Genomic DNA, 19,163 nt, shown 5'->3' with positions numbered 1-19,163 from the left:
ATAATCTTTTGTGGATGATTACCACCCCGCATTCTTCGTTCTTCACGTTCAAAAGGGCAGTTCCAAGCGTCGAGAGACCTTGGGCTGCCCCTTCTGTTTATTTAATGCCAAGCCGCATGCGGTAGCTGAGCATCACGGGAAGCGACCGCCCCTGGAAATGCTCCTCGACCAGCGCATGGAACTGCGCGATGTTGTCGTTCAATTCGTTTGGTTTCAGCTTGAATACGGTCTGGATGCCGCCTTGGCTGACGGCAAGGCCGGTATACCGGTCGGCGGTGAACGGCTCCATATGGTGGAACACGATCTCTTTGGAGAACCGGAACAGTCCGCTTTCCCGGATATGCTTCAGATGCTCGTTCTTATTTCCTTTATAGGCCTGCTCCTGAGGCTCCACATGGTCGTCGATGATGGCCTCTGCCCGTTCAATCAGCTCATGGTAGGCTTGCTCCACCTTCCAGGTCAGGCTCGGCGGCCAATCGCAATCATATACCGCGAATATCCCTTCGTCACGCAGAACGCGGGAAACCTCCTTCAATGTGCTGGCCGGGTCCATCCAGTGAAAGGATTGGGAACAGGTGATGATGTCGGCGGACTGATCCTTCAGCGCCAATTGGTTGGAATAGCCGGAGACGAACTTGATGTCGGCGATATCCGTGCCGCTGCTGCGTGCTTCCTGTTCCAGCGTTTGCAATTTGGCGACGGCTTTGCCGCGCATATCATCATTCGGCTCAACCCCGATGACTTGATCCGCCGCGTCTTTCCATGCAAAGGAGGAAAGCCCCGTTCCGCATCCCAAGTCGACGACGACAGAGGGCTTGCGTTCCAAATAGCCTGTCAGCAGGGCGACAACCTCCTGGGGGGCTTCGGGGCGATGCTGGTCGTAGGTATCCTCAAAGCCGGTAAAACGATCCACGTTGCTGGCACGGTTTCCCTCGGGAACAAAATCCTTGCTCCACACTTCGGTCATATCCTTGGTCATCGTTACTCATCTCCTTATCCGGGTACATGAATCAGGCATTAGGCATCAGGCATAACAAAAGGTGCTTTCTTGGCTTGCGCAATTATGGACGAAGGCTCCAATCGCCGTTTTCTGCCGCTGTAATGCCATCATATCATAGGAAAGGAACTTATTAACAGACGGGCTTGACCCGGGTAGTGCCGATGCGGGTACAATAGAGGAATCGAATGAGGAAGAGGGATGAACATGAAGACACCAACAGCAACGAAGGGGATTTTCTTCGATGTGGACGATACATTGTATGACCATCTGGCGCCTTTTCGCGAGGCCGTGCAGGAGATTGCCAATCCCGATGAGGCGTTTCCTTATGAAGCCGCCTACCATCGGATGCGCTATTACAGCGACAAGCTGTCCGTCGAGCTGGGAGGAGCCGGAACGGCAGCTTACGGGGATGCGGTCGAGGATATGCGCAGACGCCGGTTTCAGTTAGCGTTGGCCGAATTCGGCGTGCGACTGACTCTTGAGGAGGCCGAAGCGGTACAGCAGACGTATCTGGACCTGCAGTATAACATCACGATGTTTGAGGGCGCCCGGGAGCTTCTGATGAAACTGGCGGATGCCGGGCATGTCGTAGGCTTGATTACCAATGGACCGGCCGAACACCAGATGAACAAAATCGCGGCGATGAAGCTGGGCGGCCTGATACCGGAGGATCGGCTATTCGTATCCGGTGCCGTCGGCTGGGACAAGCCCGATCCGCGGATCTTCCACCATGTGAACAGGCAGACCGGGACGAAGCCGGAGAACTCTTATTACGTCGGGGACTCATGGCGCAATGACGTGGTCGGAGCCCTGGCTGCGGGCTGGCATGTAATTTGGTTCAATCACCGGAGCGTCGGGCCGGAATCGGAGCATCGGCCGCAGCATACCGTTGCGAGTTACGAAGAGCTCGAGCGGCTGCTGGAAGAGATTATCGGATAACAATATGGGCGGTCCCCCTGATCCGCTGCCCAAGCGGGCTGCTGCCGCATTGTTCGAAAGGCTATGGTCAGGCTCTTTAAACGAAGGGCTTGGCTTTTTTTGTTCTATATTCAACTGAATGGTTGACTTTATGAAATTCGCCCATTATAGTTAACCATATGGTTGAACAAAATAATGAAGAACAACTGGATCACATCTTCCATGCTCTGGCTGACCCGACCCGAAGAGAGATGGTGCGCATGATCGCATCGCAGGAACGGACGGTATCTGAGCTGGCTGAACCGTTTGACATGTCGCTTGCGGCAGCCTCCAAGCATATCAAGGTACTGGAGCGCTCCGGCCTGCTCGAACGGTCCATCCATGGACGGACGCATACCTGTCGTCTGAATCCGAACGTCATGTCAAGAGCGATGGAATGGCTGCAATTCTACGAACGATTCTGGGACCGGCAATTTGATGCGCTTGAACGCGAGCTGAACAAAGCGAAGAGGGAGGAGCACTAGAAGAATCCTTAGGAATACCGCTGAACATTCTGGACAACGATGAGTAACGTAGGGAAATAGACGCAATACCACTTTTGATAAGAGAAGGATGATTAACATTGGATAACGCCTCCACTACCACGCTGATCATGAAACGCCAATTTGAGGCAGCGCCGGAAAGAGTATTTGATGCCTGGTTAAATCCCGACATGATGAGGAAATGGTTGTTTACGATGGAAACAACGAACAAAATCGCCCGCAACGATCCGCGCGTGGGCGGAAGCTGGGAGATTGTTGACGTGAGGGAAGGCAAGGAGTACCGGGCCATTGGAGAGTATCTGGTCATAGACCGGCCGCGTAAGCTGGTGCTCACCTTCAAGATGCCCCAGTTCAGCGACACCGTGGACCGCATTACGGTGGAGTTCAAAGCCGTAGACGCGGGATGCGAAATGACGTTCTCCCAGGAGATCGTTGTCCCTCATGAGGAAGACTGGACCGCAGAGGATATTGAAAAAGCGCTGACCGAATACCATGACCAAACCGAGCATGGCTGGGGTTATATGTTTGAGGGGCTGAAGCAGCTGTTAGAGACAGGAACGATAAACTACCCATCTTAAACCGATGAATAAGGGAGCGTGTGTTATCGATGAAGAGTGTGACCCCGTTTTTAATGTTTCAGGGCAACGCGGAAGAAGCTATGAACCATTACATTTCCATTATTGAGGATTCCGAAATCATCAGCATTACCCGTTATGGACCCAATCAGCCGGGAGCCGAGGGAAGCGTCATGCATGCGGCCTTTTCGTTGAAGGGACAAACGTTTATGTGCATCGACAGCAACGTGAAGCATGAGTTTACGTTCACGCCTTCCTTCTCCATCTATCTGACTTGCGAATCCGAAGCCGAGATCGAGAAGGTGTACGGTGCTTTGATCGATGGCGGAGGTGCGATGATGCCGCTGGATAACTATGGATTCAGCCAAAAGTTCGGCTGGATCGCGGACAAGTTCGGCGTATCCTGGCAGCTTAATCTGCCAAGCGAAGCGTAGCCTTGAGCAGTTGATTAATCTTGGGACGGGCCCGGAAGGGGCCTGTCCCTTTTTGCGCTGCGCTGCAAGGAAGGCATTGCGCAACTTGATGCTCTCGATCAAGAGCCGTGCTGTCCCTCACCGCATGCCCAACGGAAGAATATAGCAATGCGCAGCCGCAAATCCCATGCCGCTGCGTATGCTGCTTATTCCGTGTACTGCTTTCGGAATTGCAGCGGCGACAGGCCGAAACGGGCGGAGAAGCGGCGGGAGAAATAGGGCGGGTATTGAAATCCCACATGCTCCGCGATCCGGGCCATGGACCACTGGGTAGTCAGTAGCAGCCGCTTCGCCTGGTCCAGGCGGTACTGCAGCAGGTATTCCGTTGGCGTCAAGCCGTGCGAGGCCTTCATGCAGCGCGTCAGGTAATTGTAGTGGAAATGCAGGTCAGACGATAAACGTGCGTTGCTGATGGGCTCGCGGTAATGCATTTTGATATAGGATTCCACCTGCTCCGCGACTTTGCGCACCCGCGATTGCTCCTGATCGGACCGCGACGGATCCAGCAGCTCCAGCAGCTCGATAAACAGGGTCTGTTCGCGCCAAAACGCCGCAGATCTCGGCTCCGTAGCCTGAAGGTGCAAGGAATCGAACAGCTGATAGGCTTGCTCCGGATAAGGGATATGGCCTTGCCTGGGCAGCTTGATATTGTGTGAGATCGACGCATGATCGGTTGTGCTCGTTGCCGCCGATTGAAAATGCAGCCAATAAAAGGAGGTTTCCTCCCGGCACTCTTGCACAGCGTAGTGGTGCGCGTCCGGCATCAATACGGCCATATCCCCGGCACGTAGTGCCCAATGCAGGTTCTCCTCGCCCAGAAACAAGCAGCCGCGTTGAACGAGGATGAGGTCGAAGACGCCAAGGTTTCTCCGGTTCGGATGCGATTCGCCCGGCATGTAGTGCGTTTTACCGGATTCAAGGAAGTAGGGCAGCGGCAGAGAGGTGAAGGAAAGCACGCTTTGTTCCGACATGGTAACACCTCCAAGGAAGTGTGAAATCGTATAAGAAATTAGGTCGATTCTGTTATCGTTTTCATCCTATCATAGATCGTAGAATGGGAAGTGTCGAGGCTTTATCCTATTCGAACCCCAAAAGGAGTGTATATCCGAGATGATGACTCTTACTACGCGTTCAGCTGCCGTGCCTCTTAAGCAAGTGAAACTGACCGACCCCTTCTGGTCGAGTTACATAGAACTGGTAAGGGAAGTGGTGATTCCCTACCAATACGAGGCCCTCCATGATCGAATTCCGGGCATTGAGCCGAGCCATGGCGTATCCAATTTTCGCATCGCTGCCGGCAGGGACGAGGGTGAATACGGGGGCATGGTGTTTCAGGACAGCGATGTCGCCAAATGGCTTGAGGCTGCGGCTTATTCGCTGGCCACTCATCGGGATCCGAAGCTGGAAGAACAGGTGGATGAGCTAATTGATCTGGTTGCCGACGCCCAGCAGCCGGATGGCTATCTGAATACGTATTTTACGGTGAAGGAGCCGGAGAAACGCTGGACCAATCTGACGGACTGCCATGAGCTGTACTGCGCCGGTCATATGATTGAAGCCGGAGTTGCTCACTACAGGGCGACGGGAAAGCGGAAGCTACTGGATGTGGTATGCCGCTTGGCGGATCATATCGATAGCGTTTTTGGACCGGAGGATGGGAAAATCCATGGGTTTGACGGCCATCAGGAGATTGAGCTGGCCCTGGTGAAATTGTATGAGGTGACTCAAGAGCCGAGATATTTGAGCCTGAGCCAATATTTCATCGATGAGCGCGGGACGGAACCCCACTTCTTCCTTCAGGAGTGGGAACAGCGCGGGAAGAAATCCTTCTATCGTTCGGTGCTGCACGCCCCGCATTTGGCTTATCATCAGAGCCATCTGCCCGTTAGGGAGCAGAAGGAGGCCGTCGGGCACTCGGTCCGGGCCGTATATATGTACACGGCGATGGCGGATCTGGCCGCCAGAACGAAGGACCCGGCTCTGCTTGAGGCTTGCGATGCCTTGTGGCGCAACATGGTCCATAAACAGATGTACATTACCGGAGGGATCGGGTCCACTCATCACGGCGAGGCGTTTACGACGGATTACGATCTGCCGAATGATACCGTGTATTCCGAGACCTGTGCATCCATCGGCTTGATCTTTTTTGCCCAACGTATGCTCCAGCTGGCACCTAAATCCGAGTATGCGGACGTGATGGAGCGCGCGCTGTTTAATACGGTCATTGGCAGCATGGCTCAGGACGGGCGGCATTTCTTCTATGTAAACCCGCTTGAGGTATGGCCTGCGGCCTGCAGCCATAATCCGGGCAAGGCTCATGTGAAGCCGGTTCGGCCGGGATGGTTCGCCTGCGCCTGCTGCCCGCCGAACGTGGCAAGGCTTCTGTCATCGCTGGGCGAATACGTGTATACGATGAATGACGATACGCTGTATGCCCATCTGTACATCGGCGGCGAAGCGGAGGTGCGGTTCGGGGACGTGCCTGTGAAGGTAATGCAGAACAGCGCGCTGCCATGGGACGGGGACGTTACGCTTACGCTTCAGCCTGAGCAGGCTGTCGAGTGGACGGTGGCCCTTCGCATTCCGGATTGGTCGCGCGGCAAAGCCGGCTTGCGCGTGAACGGGCAAGAAATGAACGTGGAGGATATTACTCAAGACGGCTATGCCTGCGTGAAGAGAGTATGGGCGCCGGGAGACACCGTGGAGTTGGCATTCTCCATGGAGATCCATCAGGTCAGAGCCAATCCGAATATACGGGGGAATGCCGGCAAGGCCGCGATTCAGCGCGGGCCGCTCGTATACTGCCTGGAAAGCGTCGATCATGGAGTGCCTGTATCCTCGCTATCGCTTGCGGGCGATCCGAAGCTTCGTTCGCGATTTGATCCGAATCTTCTCGGCGGAGCGGTTGTCATTGAAGGAGCCGGGTGGCTTGAAGAGTCTGACGATTGGGGCGATGAGCAGTTGTATCGTTCTTCTCCCAAAAAGATGCTTCCCGCATCATTAAAGGCTATTCCCTATTATTTATGGGGCAACCGCGGCGAGAATGAAATGGCCGTCTGGGTGCGCGAGCAGCCGCGCCCGGTATAAAGATCGTACAGACGGCCTATCCGGATAGAGATTGGAAACACAGCCGGAAAATGCTGCGTACCATAACCATGACGATGCCAAGCATCATAACATAAAGGGCTTGCCCAAGGTCGATGGACCTCGGGCAAGCCCTTTTTTAGGTGACAAGCAAACGGAGAATGGATCCTGTCCTGCATCGGTTTACAACAGCTTCTTGATATCCTCTTCCATCTTCTCCGGAGTGTCCGTCGGTGCAAAGCGCTTGATCACCTTGCCGCTGCGGTCCACCAGAAATTTGGTGAAGTTCCATTTGATCGCCTTGATGCCCAGTGCGCCGGGGGCTTCGCTGGTCAGATATTTGTAAAGCGGATGAGCGTTCGTGCCGTTCACATCGATCTTGGAAAACAGCGGGAAGGTGACGCCGTGATTAAGCTTGCAGGCCTCTTCGATCGCGGCATCCTCCTCCAGCTCTTGATTCATGAATTGGCTGCTGGGGAAGCCGAGAACGGCCAATCCCTGGTCGCGGTAGGTTTGGTGCAGCTTCTCCAGACCGTCGAATTGAGGGGCAAAGCCGCATTTGGTCGCCGTATTGACGATCAGCATGACGTCGCCTTTATAAGATTCCAGCGTTTGGGATTCGCCGCGTATCGTTTTTACTTCATATTCATAGATCGACATCGCCGTAGAAACCTCCTCCAATGAGATGTATTAAGTTCAGAGTATATCCTTTTACGGCGGATTGCAATTTGATAGGGCGACATCCAGGGTTTATGCCAGCGGGTACATGGATATATGAATTTCAATACCTGATGCGGAAATATCAAAAGTAAAATTTTGTATTTTCATCTGGACTTATTTAGGAGATGTATGATAGTAGTAGAATAAGTGCTTAATCGAATGAACCAAGAGGGGTACTACTGAAATCATGTGTGGGAGGACGGTATGAGATTAAAAACGCAAATGCTCAAAACAACGGTGACCAGCCTGCTGGCTTTTATGTTCATCGTCCTCATCGTCCTGGTTCCAAGGGATCTGAATCTGTCGCTGGACAGCAATTTATGGGTGACAAATTATTCCTTTGATCTGGGTGAGTATGTAACGCATATCCGGGATTATTTTGCAGCGGCGATTCAGAACGGTACGCTGGGGGAATCGCGATATAACGGCCAGTCTTCGGAAGCGGCCGCTTTCGGAGCCGTCGGCAAAAGCCTGCTCGTTATTGTATCCGCTTTATTCATAGGATTCGTGTTCGGCATTCTGAAGGGAGTCCTGGACTACAAATTGTCCAAGACCAAATTTAGCGCGCTGGGGCACTGGACGACATGGCTGTTCCAGTCCATTCCGGATTTTTTCCTGATGCTGATCGCCCAGTGGGTGCTTATTAAGCATGTTCCGGCTATCCGTTATTTTGCGGTTGATGGTTGGGAGGCCTTCGTGCTGCCTTCGCTGCTTGTCTCGATTTACCCGATTTTCTTCATTGCCCGAATCACGTCGGCCTCGCTGCTCGCACAGGAAGGCAAGATGTACATACTGCTGGCTAAAGCCAAAGGTCTGAGCGACCGGAAGGTTGTCTACAAACATATGCTGCGCAACGGCATCGCGACCATCCTGACCCATCTTCCGGGCCTGCTTGTCTTCATCTTATCCAACCTGCTCGTGGTGGAATATTACCGCAACTATCCAGGGGCGGCGTGGAGATTGTTTCTGGCACTGGATTTCAATACGTTCAGCGGCACCGGCGGCAATTATGAACCGGGTGTCATTATTTATATCGCATTTTCCTTTATGGTGCTGTTCATGATCATCCAATGGATCAGTCATTCGGCACGCAAGTACTTTGATCCACGATAAAGATACGAGGTGAGTCGTCTTGAAGAACTTTCCTTTATGGATAGGCAGTATTTTGCTTGCTTTCTTTGTTTTCGTTATGCTGGCGGGGCCTTACATGCCCTTCATTGATAAGGATTTAAAGAAGGAACCCTCCAGATGGGTCATGAAGGACGGGAAGCAGAAGCTGACCCTGCCGCCCTATAAGCCTTCCTCGAAGAATTGGCTTGGATCGGACAAGCGAGGGGTCGATAACCTGAGCAAGCTGGTTGTGACCGCCAAGGATACGATCCTGCTGGTGCTCGCGATTACGGCTGTCCGATATGCGATCGGGGTGCCCCTGGGATTGATTGCCCGCAAGAAAAAGGGGTTCACCCACCGGTTCATCACCTTTTGGAACCAGTTATGCTCCTATTTGCCGCCGGTCTTCGCATCCGCGCTGCTGCTTGCGCTTCCGTTCTTTCTCTTCTCCCAGCAGCGGATGGGCTGGGCCATTCTGATTCTGGCTAGCGTCGAAGCCGGGCGGGTGGCCATCACGATTCAGCAGCAGGCCCACAAGATGGCAAGCGAGCCTTATATGGAGGCCGGAACCGCGTTAGGTCTTCGCACGAGGACGCTGACGAAGAATTACTATATCCCGGTCATGTTCCCCGAAGTGATCGTCAACTTCTGTTTGGATATGGGAAAGGTCATGCTCCTGCTCGGCCAGCTTGCGATCGTGAACATCTTCCTTGGTCATGAATGGAAGGAAGTTAATTATTACGTCATGGAATTCGTGGAGACGGGTTATAACTGGGCGACCATTCTGTCCAAGCATCGGGCAGACATCTGGCTTGGGAAGTTCCAATTCGTGGTCTATCCGGCGTTTGCCATGATGCTGCTGATCATCACGTTCAACCTGTTAGGCGAGGGTTTGCGCCGCCGTTTTCAGGTTAAGGGCTGATTGAGGGGCTCTGGCTGTTAACGCAAAAAAACCGGAAGAATGAAAGCTTATGCAGGTGCTTCCCATAAGGAGGCAAGCTTCTGCCGAAGCCGATTTCTTCCGGTCTTTTTATGTCCATGCCGAATGCGGTTTGTCACGCTTCTACGGGGATATCCGGGTGAGCCCAGACGGACACGCTGCCGCCGTTCACCGGGAACAGGCCGAAGCCGTCCTCGCCGATCGTTACGCGATCCTTCCGGGTGCGGGTCAGATCCACCCATACCTCTCCGGCGCGATGCTCGCCGACAAACATTCGCTTATCCCCGGCTTCGCCGTTGGCGATGACCACCGCGCAGCCGGAACATTCGATTTCCGGAATGCCGCGGCGGACCCAGCCTATCGTATTCGGGTGGTCAAAATAATCATCCTGCTCGCCGTACGCCCGATTCGCCCTGGCATACAACAACGGATCAATCGCTTCCCGTTTGCCGGGAATGGGGTTCTCGCCGCCGATTCCGTAATAATCGCCGTAGAAGACCGAAGGATAACCGTCCTTCCGCAGCAGGATCAACGCATAAGCGCTCTGCTTGAACCAATCCTCCACCCAGGATTCCAACGATTCCTGCGGCTGCGAGTCGTGATTGTCCACAAACGTGACGGCATTCATCGGATGCGATTGCACGAGCGTATCGTCGAAAATCGTCCGCAGATCGAAGGAGCGGCCGGCTTTCGAAGCCGCTTGGAGTTTATAGTGAAGAGACACGTCGAACAGATCGATTTTATAATCCACCGTATCCAGGAAATTCCGGCAGTCCTGAAGCTCGGGGTTCCAGAACTCCCCCACGATGTAAAAATCATCGCCGCGCTTTTTTTTCATGGCTGCCGCAAATTCTTTGATGAAGTCATGATTGATGTGCTTGATCGCATCCAGCCGGAATCCGCTGCATTGCAGCGTATCCACCAGCCATTTTCCCCATGCAATCATTTCCTTGCGCACATCCGGATGGCTGTAATCAATGTTGGCAAACATCAGGTAGTCGTAATTGCCGAATTCATTGTCCACCTTGTCGCTCCACGATTTATTCTCGCCGACGATGCGGTAAATGCCGGAACGTTTGTTGATTTCGTCGTAATCGGTCCCGTTGAAATGAGTGAAGTTCCATTGGAAGGCAGAGTATTGGTCCCCCCGGCCCGGGAACGTGAATTTGGTCCATCCCTCGATCTCGAACGGCTTCGAAATATCCTTGGTCCGATCCATCTCGTCGACCTGTACCACCCGGAAACGTTCGGTCTCATCGGCGCCCGCCTTATGGTTCATCACCAGATCCACATAAACCGCGATCCCGTTCTTCTGGCAGGCCGCGATGGCATCGGTCAATTCCTGCTTGGTTCCGTACTTCGTGCGAACCGTTCCCTTCTGATCGAATTCTCCCAGATCATACAGGTCGTAAACGCCGTAACCATTGTCCTCGGCGGACGATGCCTTTGTCACCGGAGGAATCCAAACCGCGTCGATCCCTGCCTTGCTCAGCTCCGGCGCTGCGTTCTTGAGCCGGTTCCAGTGGGAGCCGTCGGCTGCCACATGCCATTCGAAGAATTGCATAATCGTATGATTTCGCTGCATACTTCCATCTCCTCTATCCTGATCGCTCTGCATGATGACTGTATACTAAGCTCAAATACCCAAGAAAGCGGGGGAGCTAAACCGTCCCCCCAGATCGGACAACCCCGCTCTTTTAGTTTTACCCTAAAATGGAAAGAAAAAGACGGGGTGGCCATGCTGCAAAAACCGGAGTCGGTCTGAATCCAAAGTCCGGAGGATGGAAAGGGATTGGAGGCATTCACCGCCAAAAAGCCATCCCCCGCGAGCAGGGAATGGCTTTTCGTTTCGTGCACTGGGCCGTCACCTGATTGCTTATGCCATGGCATAAGTCAGCAGGATCAGAAGCACGGTGGTGATGGCCATGGCCAGCAGCGGCCGCCAGGCGCCGCGTATGTCCTTCAAGTGGACATTCAGGCCAAGTCCCACCATCGCCATGGCAAGGATGAAGGAGGCTGCCTGGGATATCGTATCCTTGATCGGCAGGGGAATGATCGGTTGTCCGGTAAATTCCCAGCTTCCCAGCAAGCTCGCTGCGATGAAGCCAAGCAGGAACCAGGGAAACTCCATCCGCGTTTGGCTCTGCAAACGTCCGGTCCGCTTCATCCAGACCATTAGCACGATGCTGAGCGGCACGAGCAGAAATACGCGGCCAAGCTTGGCAAGCAGGCTGATGGCAAGAGCATCTTCGCCTGCCGGAGCGGCTGCGAGTGCCACATGGGCGATCTCATGAAGACTTACGCCCGACCAGATGCCGTATTGGGTATCCGATAAGGGAAGCAGCGGCTGGACGAGGGTATAACCGATCGCGACGATGGTTCCGAGAAAGGCAATAAGCCCTGCTCCAAGCGCGGTATCCTTTTCCTTGGCTTTCACGATCGGGGACACGGCGGCGATGGCCGCCGCGCCGCATACGCCTGTTCCGATCCCGAGCAGAAGGGACAGGGACATATCGGCCTTCAGCCATTTGGCAATCAGCAGTGTAAGCCCGATCGCAAACACGACGCTGATGACATCTCTCAGCATTAAACCCAAGCCTTGCTGGAATACGACGCCGATATTCAGCTTTAAGCCATATAGAATGATCGCTAGGCGCAGCAGACGCTTGGCCGTGAATTGGATCCCGATGCGCAGTCTCTCCGGGTAACCGCGGAGCTGCCGGTATACAGCGGCGATCAGAATTGCCCAGGCAAGCTGGCCAAGATAGCCAAGGCCCGGCACGCTGGCTAATCCGTAACCGATAAGGGCGATGACAAAGGTAAAGGCTACGCCGCCAGCAGTGGCGGGCAGCGAATGCTGCGTCCATCGAACCAGACGATGGACATGCTCTTGAGATTTGGAATATGCGGGTTCAGCCATAAGACATAACCTCCGATTCGTTCGGTTGGTCTGAACCCATCGTATCCCATTGCTTAGAATAAGAAAAATAAATCATTATGATGATCATCATAAGTAATTTATTATGGTAATATAACGCATAACCAAATATGGATCTGGAACGAAGGGGGCTAAAAGCGTGGATCAAGCACTGGAAGTATTCGTAGCCGTCGTAGACAAGGGGAATTTTACCCGCGCGGCCGAGGAACTGCTTATGACACAGCCGGCGGTAAGCCAGTATATCCAGGCGCTGGAACGTTCCGTTGGCACCAAGCTGCTGGAGAGAACCAATAAATACGTCCGGCTTACGAAAGCGGGAGAGATCGTATACCATCATGCGAAGGACATTTTGGGCCTGTACACCCGCATGAACGCCCTTGTGGACGATTTGATGCATCGGGCAAGCGGCCATCTGTCCATCGGCTCCAGCTATACCTTCGGGGAGTACATGCTGCCGCATTTGATCGCTTATATGAGGGAGCGTTATCCCTTGATCCGCCCGTCGATTACGATCGGGAACACCAAGGAGGTGGCGGAGATGATATTGCGACATGAGGCGGATATCGGGATCGTCGAGGGCGACTATCAGGATGAGAAGCTGCATATCGAGGCTTTCGCGGAGGATGAAATGGTGGTGATGGTCCCCCGTGACGGGCGGTATGACCATCTGCAGGAGGTGCCGCTGTCCCAGCTGGCGGATGAGACCTGGATTGTCAGGGAAGCCGGTTCGGGCACCCGCGAGGCAACGGAGCGGATGTTCTCCCGGTATCATGTTCATCCTAAGCATATCGTGGAGTTCGGAAGCACCCAGTTGATCAAGGAATCCGTGGAGGCAGGCCTTGGCGTTACGCTGTTGTCGAGGTGGGCGGTGCGCAAGGAGATTCGACTCGGAACGCTGCATATGCTGGTACCGGATGGCAAGCCGGTGGCGCGCCAGTTCTCATGGATTACGCAGAAGACGCCTTATCACACCAAGGCCGTTGAGATCTTTCTGGAGCTTCTGCGTCAACAGCGTGGATTTCCTAAGGAAGTGTAGGGGAAGAAGGCGATTTCGAATCGAGTATCAAGGACATCCCGCTTAGGGATGTTTTTTTGTCCGGTCATGATTATAAATGCAATTGTTGGTTAAAAATAGTTACCAGAATCTATTGTATAAACCATATAAGAAATGACATGAAAAAAAGGGCGTAAGGAGGGTTAAACGATGAGAACATTTAATACCATCGCATTGCTGTTATTGATTATCGGAGGCATCAACTGGCTGCTCGTGGGTCTGTTTCAATACGACCTGGTCGCTGCATTGTTTGGTGGGCAGAGCTCTGTAGGCTCCCGCATCATCTATACGATTGTCGGACTGTGTGCACTGTACTCGATCCGCTTCTTCGGTGACGTTACGAATGACGACCGTTCAACAGCTAAGTAGGTTATATTTAGTGACATAAACATAACGCAAATGACAAGAAATGCCCGGGTTTGCATAAGCCAAAAAGCCGGTCCCTATTGGGGACCGGCTTTTTTTAATGTCCAATACTTTGAAACTGTCCGTGTGGCGGCATGCTTATGTGAGGTGCAAATTCAACATATGCAGTATGAATTTCCCAGTATAAATAAGGGTTTTCGTGCTCTATAGTTATAGATAAAAACGACATATTTACGGGATCCGGAAGGAACCCATAGAATGAAGCCAAGTCATTGCAGCGCAAGAAGATGAAGTCAACTGCATGTTATATAAAATAACGTGCAGCTCGTCTATCATCAGCTTTTCTAAGACATGATGAAGGGAGTGAATCTGCTGCAGCTCGTGCTAGCTCAGCCCCGCTAAGAGCGCAATGCTTTGTACAAGGCATCCACCAGGCTGTGCGTCGCATCGCAGCTGTATTCCCAGAACATGATGCCGGCCAGCCCCTGCTCCTGTATGTATTTGCATTTATGGGTCAGGGATTCGGCGTCGTCGTATGTGATGAAGCTGCTGCCGTCGAATAAATAAGGCGCTTTGGCTTCGTCGTCCCAGTACCTCTTATAGGAAGGATTGCTAAAATACTCGGCAGCGAGCTGGGTATAGGTCGGGCCGTAACCTCCGGGGGAAGGAGCGACCTGGAGGTATCCGTTGTTCACGTCCGGCACATCGTTCCACTTCCTGGAGTAGAATGCGGCCCCGATCACGATTTTTTCGCGCGGCACACCGGCTAGGGTAAACAGACGGACCGATGCGTCGACGCTGATTCGGAACAGATCGCCGGTGGAGGTGTACGGGTTGGTGTGGTGGCCCGTCAGCGTCTGGAATCCACCGCGCATGTCGTACGTCATCAGCTGAATGAAGTCGAGATAGGGGTGGATGTCATTGATTTCGGTGCCGTCGATATAATATTGATCGGCTCCGGCCGCGATGGTCAACAGATAGTGTGTCTCGCCCCGCCCGTACTGATCCAGCGTTTCCCGGAGCTCCTTCAGCATCAGCGTAAAGTTTTCCTTGTCGTTTGGCGATGCCGCCGTTCCGGCGATCGAGTAGCATGGATACTCCCAGTCCAGGTCAATGCCGTCGAAGGGAAACTCTTGCAGCAGCTTGATCGCCGATTCGCACACGCTTTGTCTACCTTCCGACGTGGCTGCCGCTCTCGAGAATCCGTCGGAGCCCCAGCCGCCAACGGACAACAGTATGGTTAATTCGGGATTGACGGCTTTCAAGCGTTGGATCTCGTGAATGGTGTTCGTGTCGGTATACGTAATCTTGTCTTCTTGGATATGGGCAAAAGCGATGTTCAAGTGAGTGAGCCGCCGGGCATCTTCGGCCGTGATCTCGGATAAGACTTTGCGCCCTGCGTAGCCGGCTAAAATCCAGGATGATGGCTGCATGCATAATACCTCGTTTCTTTTAGAATATGTCAGTTTTGCTTTTACGGTTTATTTTTCCAACTTACGGTCAGATATGACATCTGTCAAGGATCATCCCGTTAACGAGGATGACAATTTACCGTAGGGTAAGGGGTCAAAAACCACATGTTTTCCTGCCCGAAAAATGACAATTCAAGACTGGGAAGGACGTGAAAAGCCCGTCATACCAATGGATGGCGCTGTTATAACCGGACAATTGAAAATGACATATTTACGGATGATGCCGCGATCCATACACTTGGGATGTAAGCGTTAACAATTCTGAAGCGGGCAAAGCCGCACGCTAAGGATGTGTGGTCAGGAAGGCTCTTTCTTTTACATTGAACAGGGGTGCTTTTCCGAAAAAAATGGCCGGATTTTCATTAGAAAAGGAGGGGGCAACCTATGCAGCAAGATGGTCAATCCGCCCTGACGCAAAGCTTATCGGTGAACACGATGCCGAATCGTAAGAAAAATACATTATGGAGGAGGATGATTCGAAACTGGGAGCTGTATTTGTTTATCGCTCCGGCATTTCTGTATTTTGTCATTTTCCATTATGGCCCGATGTACGGGATCCAAATTGCCTTCAAAAACTTCATCCCGACGTTGGGAATAACGGGAAGCCCGTGGGTCGGATTCGACCATTTCGAACGCTTCTTTAACTCTTATTACTTCTGGGACTTGCTCTGGAATACCTTGAGCATCAGCTTGTATGAGCTGGCGATCGGCTTTCCGCTTCCCATCATCCTGGCATTGGCCTTCAATGAAGTGAAGGATTCATTCTTCAAGCGTACGGTACAGACCGTCACGTATGCGCCGCATTTTATATCGGTTGTCGTTATGTCCGGCATGATCATTACCTTCTTGTCTCCTTCGTCGGGCATGATCGTTAATTTTGTGGAAATGCTCGGTTTCCAGCCGCCGCAATTCTTGACGGACCCTGCCTGGTTTAAGACCGTGTACGTGCTGTCCGGCGTGTGGCAGAGTGCGGGCTGGGGCACCATCATCTATCTGGCCGCATTGTCGGGCGTCGATCCGCAGCTGCACGAGGCAGCCGTCGTGGATGGTGCCAGCCGATTCAAGCGCATTCTGCACATCAATATTCCGGCGATCGTACCTACGATCACGATCCTGTTGATTCTGAATATGGGCAGCATTTTAGGGGTTGGATTCGAGAAAATCCTGCTGCTGCAAAACCCGCTGAACATGAGTTCATCCGATGTCATCTCGACCTTCGTCTACCGGTCCGGTCTGGTCGATGCCCAGTACAGCTTCTCCACGGCCGTCGGATTGTTCAACTCGGTAATTAATGCGATACTGCTGATCGCGGTGAACCAAATTGCACGCCGCACCAGTGAAAACAGCTTGTGGTAGAAGGGGGAATAACATATGCCATCCACGGTAAGGGAAAGCAAGGGGGATAAATTATTCCTGCTATGCAACTACATCTATTTGACGATTGCACTGATCATCGTACTGTACCCGCTGCTGTACATTGTCAGCGCTTCTATCAGTGATCCGAAGTACGTAAGCTCAGGTGAAATGTGGCTGATTCCGAAAGGGATAACTTTTGATGGATATGCCAGGGTGTTTGAGAATGCCAACATTTGGATTGGCTATAAGAACACGATTATTTATACAGTGATAGGTACGATCGTGAATTTGATTGTCACGCTGCCTGCAGCCTATGCGCTCAGTCGCTCAGATTTTGTGGGCAGAGGATTTTTTATGGCAGTGTTCCTGGTTACGATGTTTTTCGGCGGGGGACTGATTCCGAGTTACCTGCTCGTGAAAGATCTTGGCATGGTCAACAGCATGTGGGCTCTTATACTGCCGGGAGCTGCGTCCATATGGAACATCATTGTGTCCCGGACGTTCTTCCAATCGACCATTCCGAAGGAGCTTCAGGAAGCGGCCCATATCGACGGCTGTACGAACTTCCGGTTATTCGTCAAAATCGTATTGCCGCTCTCGATGCCGATTATTGCCGTCATGGCACTTTTCTACGGCGTCGGACATTGGAACAGTTACTTCAGCGCCATGATTTATCTGAACGATGCGGCGAAGTATCCGCTGCAGCTCTTCCTGCGTCAAATCCTGGTGCTTCAGGAGATGGCGGCTCAGGGCGGCGGGGCGATTGACGCCTCATCCGCTGCAGCGATGAATTCCAAAGCGGAAATTGCCGCACTGGTCAAATATGCGGTCATTATCGTTGCGACACTTCCGGTTATTGCTGTTTACCCGTTCCTTCAACGTTATTTTGTGCAGGGTGTTATGATTGGTTCCGTTAAGGGCTGATCTTAAACCATACAATCCACACCAAAAAAGGGGAGTTGTTGTCATGAAAAAGCTTCGCAAGGCATCATCTATTTTACTCTGCCTCACCCTCTCAGCAACAATGCTTGCAGCCTGTGGTTCACCTAAAGGAGATGGCGCTGCTACAGCACCGTCCGGGACAGCCAGCACGGAAGGGGTAAAGAAGGAAGGTTTCCCGATTGTGGATGAGCCGATCACGCTGACGGTCATGTCACAGGATGCCGGTGTAGCCGATTGGAATACGATGCCCGTACTACAAGAGATGGAGAAATTGTCAGGCATCAAGCTGGAATATCAGCTTTCTCCGATTGACAGCTTTGAAACAAAGAAAAATCTGGTGTTTGCGAGCGGCGATTTGCCCGATATGTTCTATGCGGCGGATCTGAAGCCGGCTGAGCAGGTAACTTACGGCAGCCAGGGCATCCTCATTCCGCTGGAGAAGTACATTGACGAGGGTTATGCACCGAACATCAAAAAGATTTTTGACGAGAACCCGGATGTCCGCAAATCTTTCACAACCCCGGACGGACATATTTACGCCCTGCCGTTCGTTGACAAGGCTGCCGTATGGTACAGAGGCCCGATGTGGTACAACGGCAAGTTCCTAAAAGCGCTAAACGTGTCCGAACCTAAGACTACTGAGGAATTATATACATTCTTGAAACGCGTCAAGGAAGAAGATCCTAACGGAAACGGAAAGAAAGACGAGATTCCGCTGACTTCCGTCAAGCTGGATGACCTGCGTATGTACTTCTTCGGCTTCTGGGGCATGTACAACGAAGGCATCTATTCCGACAAGGATGGGAAAGTACACTACCCTTATCAGGAAGAAGGCTACAAAGGCTATCTGACGTTCATGAACCGTCTGTGGAAGGAAGAACTGCTGGATCATGAAACCTTCTCGCAAACAGGCGATCAGAAAAAAGCCAAGGGAGAAAACAATCAGCTGGCTCTGTTTAACGACTACCATGCGTACTTCACGCTCGGCGGCGAGCCTAGCAGCGAGCATCCGCTCATGACGCCGGTGAAGAGTGAAATCGCCGACTCTCCGGTATACGGCATGCATCCTGGCATGTCGGCAAGAGGCACATTCGCCATTTCGAGCAGCAACCCGGCTCCGGAAGCGACCATGCGCTGGATCGATTACCTGTACAGCTATGAAGGCGCTACGCTGTTTAACCAAGGACCGGAAGGCACCCTGTGGAAATTCAAGGATGAAGCTAACCGCGTGAAAGAATGGCTCCCAGTGCCGGGCGGCGGCGATCGTGAGGAGTATCGCGGCAAAATCACGCCGAACTACGGCATTCTGACGCCTGGCGTCAATGATCCGGATGTTGCGAAAGGTCTTCGCACCGAATTCGATGAGTGGATCGACCAGCAGAACCAAGAAAAGCTTGTGCCGATCGGTAAATCGCCGTTCCCTAACGTCTACTTGACGAATGAAGAGCAAAGCGAAGCTACCGCACTGTTGTCCGATTTGGAAACGTACGTGAAACAGATGGAAGCCAAATTCGTGACAGGCCAAGAGCCGCTTGAAAACTGGGATAAATATGTTGCACAAGTCAAGAAAATGGGCAGCGACCGTCTCGTCGAGCTGTATCAAGGCGCATACGACCGCTGGAATGCCGAGCAATAATCAGATGCATAGTTGAACAACAAAGGGCCAACGTATC

At 52.6% G+C, this 19,163-nt stretch carries 18 protein-coding genes; 12 read left to right on the top strand and 6 right to left on the bottom strand.

Annotated elements, in window-relative coordinates:
* Positions 1–97: 97 nt before the first annotated feature.
* A complete protein-coding gene (locus AC3RCL_RS30495) occupies positions 98–979 on the bottom strand; it encodes a class I SAM-dependent methyltransferase (RefSeq protein WP_492533696.1) in 882 nt (293 codons plus the stop codon).
* A gap of 219 nt (positions 980–1,198) precedes the next feature.
* Here AC3RCL_RS30495 and AC3RCL_RS30490 point away from each other — a divergent pair, with 219 nt between their 5' ends.
* From AC3RCL_RS30490 to AC3RCL_RS30475, 4 genes are all read left to right on the top strand, one after another.
* Positions 1,199–1,939: an HAD family hydrolase gene (locus AC3RCL_RS30490; RefSeq protein WP_096775753.1), complete on the top strand. Its 741-nt coding sequence runs from the start codon at positions 1,199–1,201 to the stop codon at positions 1,937–1,939.
* A 158-nt stretch (positions 1,940–2,097) separates the two neighbouring features.
* Entirely contained in the window at positions 2,098–2,442 is a 345-nt protein-coding gene (locus AC3RCL_RS30485) for an ArsR/SmtB family transcription factor (protein WP_192570313.1), read from the top strand.
* Between the two features lie 98 nt (positions 2,443–2,540).
* Positions 2,541–3,038 carry an SRPBCC family protein gene (locus tag AC3RCL_RS30480; protein WP_015737883.1) on the top strand — a complete coding sequence of 166 codons (498 nt, stop codon included), beginning with the start codon at positions 2,541–2,543 and terminating at the stop codon, positions 3,036–3,038.
* A gap of 29 nt (positions 3,039–3,067) precedes the next feature.
* Positions 3,068–3,469 carry a VOC family protein gene (locus AC3RCL_RS30475; protein WP_009593028.1) on the top strand — a complete coding sequence of 134 codons (402 nt, stop codon included), beginning with the start codon at positions 3,068–3,070 and terminating at the stop codon, positions 3,467–3,469.
* A 185-nt stretch (positions 3,470–3,654) separates the two neighbouring features.
* Here AC3RCL_RS30475 and AC3RCL_RS30470 read toward each other — a convergent pair whose 3' ends face one another.
* Positions 3,655–4,479, bottom strand: a complete 825-nt coding sequence (locus tag AC3RCL_RS30470; RefSeq protein ID WP_492533692.1) for a helix-turn-helix transcriptional regulator — start codon at positions 4,477–4,479, stop codon at positions 3,655–3,657.
* Between the two features lie 139 nt (positions 4,480–4,618).
* Between AC3RCL_RS30470 and AC3RCL_RS30465 the strand changes: the two genes are divergently transcribed.
* Positions 4,619–6,595 carry a glycoside hydrolase family 127 protein gene (locus tag AC3RCL_RS30465; RefSeq protein WP_492533690.1) on the top strand — a complete coding sequence of 659 codons (1,977 nt, stop codon included), beginning with the start codon at positions 4,619–4,621 and terminating at the stop codon, positions 6,593–6,595.
* A 180-nt stretch (positions 6,596–6,775) separates the two neighbouring features.
* On the opposite strand, the gene AC3RCL_RS30460 is transcribed toward AC3RCL_RS30465, so the two are convergent.
* The gene (locus AC3RCL_RS30460; protein WP_009592987.1) at positions 6,776–7,252 is read right to left on the bottom strand and encodes a glutathione peroxidase; all 477 of its coding nucleotides are present in this window, start codon (positions 7,250–7,252) and stop codon (positions 6,776–6,778) included.
* Between the two features lie 264 nt (positions 7,253–7,516).
* Between AC3RCL_RS30460 and AC3RCL_RS30455 the strand changes: the two genes are divergently transcribed.
* A complete protein-coding gene (locus AC3RCL_RS30455; RefSeq protein ID WP_492533688.1) occupies positions 7,517–8,425 on the top strand; it encodes an ABC transporter permease subunit in 909 nt (302 codons plus the stop codon).
* Between the two features lie 19 nt (positions 8,426–8,444).
* Positions 8,445–9,344 carry an ABC transporter permease subunit gene (locus AC3RCL_RS30450; RefSeq protein WP_192570316.1) on the top strand — a complete coding sequence of 300 codons (900 nt, stop codon included), beginning with the start codon at positions 8,445–8,447 and terminating at the stop codon, positions 9,342–9,344.
* Between the two features lie 133 nt (positions 9,345–9,477).
* Here the strand turns inward: AC3RCL_RS30450 and AC3RCL_RS30445 are convergent, their stop codons facing one another.
* Positions 9,478–10,947: an alpha-amylase gene (locus AC3RCL_RS30445; RefSeq protein WP_192570317.1), complete on the bottom strand. Its 1,470-nt coding sequence runs from the start codon at positions 10,945–10,947 to the stop codon at positions 9,478–9,480.
* A 291-nt stretch (positions 10,948–11,238) separates the two neighbouring features.
* A complete protein-coding gene (locus AC3RCL_RS30440) occupies positions 11,239–12,282 on the bottom strand; it encodes a YeiH family protein (protein WP_096775758.1) in 1,044 nt (347 codons plus the stop codon).
* Between the two features lie 157 nt (positions 12,283–12,439).
* Between AC3RCL_RS30440 and AC3RCL_RS30435 the strand changes: the two genes are divergently transcribed.
* Both AC3RCL_RS30435 and AC3RCL_RS30430 read left to right on the top strand, forming a co-directional pair.
* The gene (locus tag AC3RCL_RS30435) at positions 12,440–13,336 is read left to right on the top strand and encodes a LysR family transcriptional regulator (protein ID WP_096775759.1); all 897 of its coding nucleotides are present in this window, start codon (positions 12,440–12,442) and stop codon (positions 13,334–13,336) included.
* A 168-nt stretch (positions 13,337–13,504) separates the two neighbouring features.
* Entirely contained in the window at positions 13,505–13,723 is a 219-nt protein-coding gene (locus tag AC3RCL_RS30430; RefSeq protein WP_009593023.1) for a DUF378 domain-containing protein, read from the top strand.
* A gap of 395 nt (positions 13,724–14,118) precedes the next feature.
* Here the strand turns inward: AC3RCL_RS30430 and AC3RCL_RS30425 are convergent, their stop codons facing one another.
* Positions 14,119–15,153 carry a glycoside hydrolase family 18 protein gene (locus AC3RCL_RS30425; protein WP_492533684.1) on the bottom strand — a complete coding sequence of 345 codons (1,035 nt, stop codon included), beginning with the start codon at positions 15,151–15,153 and terminating at the stop codon, positions 14,119–14,121.
* A 423-nt stretch (positions 15,154–15,576) separates the two neighbouring features.
* Between AC3RCL_RS30425 and AC3RCL_RS30420 the strand changes: the two genes are divergently transcribed.
* The 3 genes from AC3RCL_RS30420 to AC3RCL_RS30410 are packed head-to-tail and all read left to right on the top strand — an operon-like array spanning position 15,577 to position 19,126.
* Complete coding sequence (locus tag AC3RCL_RS30420) at positions 15,577–16,548, top strand: ABC transporter permease (protein ID WP_071218755.1); 972 nt, start codon at positions 15,577–15,579, stop codon at positions 16,546–16,548.
* Positions 16,549–16,563: 15 nt separating this feature from the next.
* The gene (locus tag AC3RCL_RS30415; RefSeq protein WP_096775761.1) at positions 16,564–17,472 is read left to right on the top strand and encodes a carbohydrate ABC transporter permease; all 909 of its coding nucleotides are present in this window, start codon (positions 16,564–16,566) and stop codon (positions 17,470–17,472) included.
* A gap of 43 nt (positions 17,473–17,515) precedes the next feature.
* Positions 17,516–19,126, top strand: coding sequence for an extracellular solute-binding protein (locus AC3RCL_RS30410; protein ID WP_015737871.1), 1,611 nt, complete (start codon positions 17,516–17,518; stop codon positions 19,124–19,126).
* Positions 19,127–19,163: the final 37 nt, after the last annotated feature.

This window comes from Paenibacillus sp. MT86 (assembly GCF_058792535.1).
This window is presented reverse-complemented; position numbering and strand designations above follow the sequence as displayed.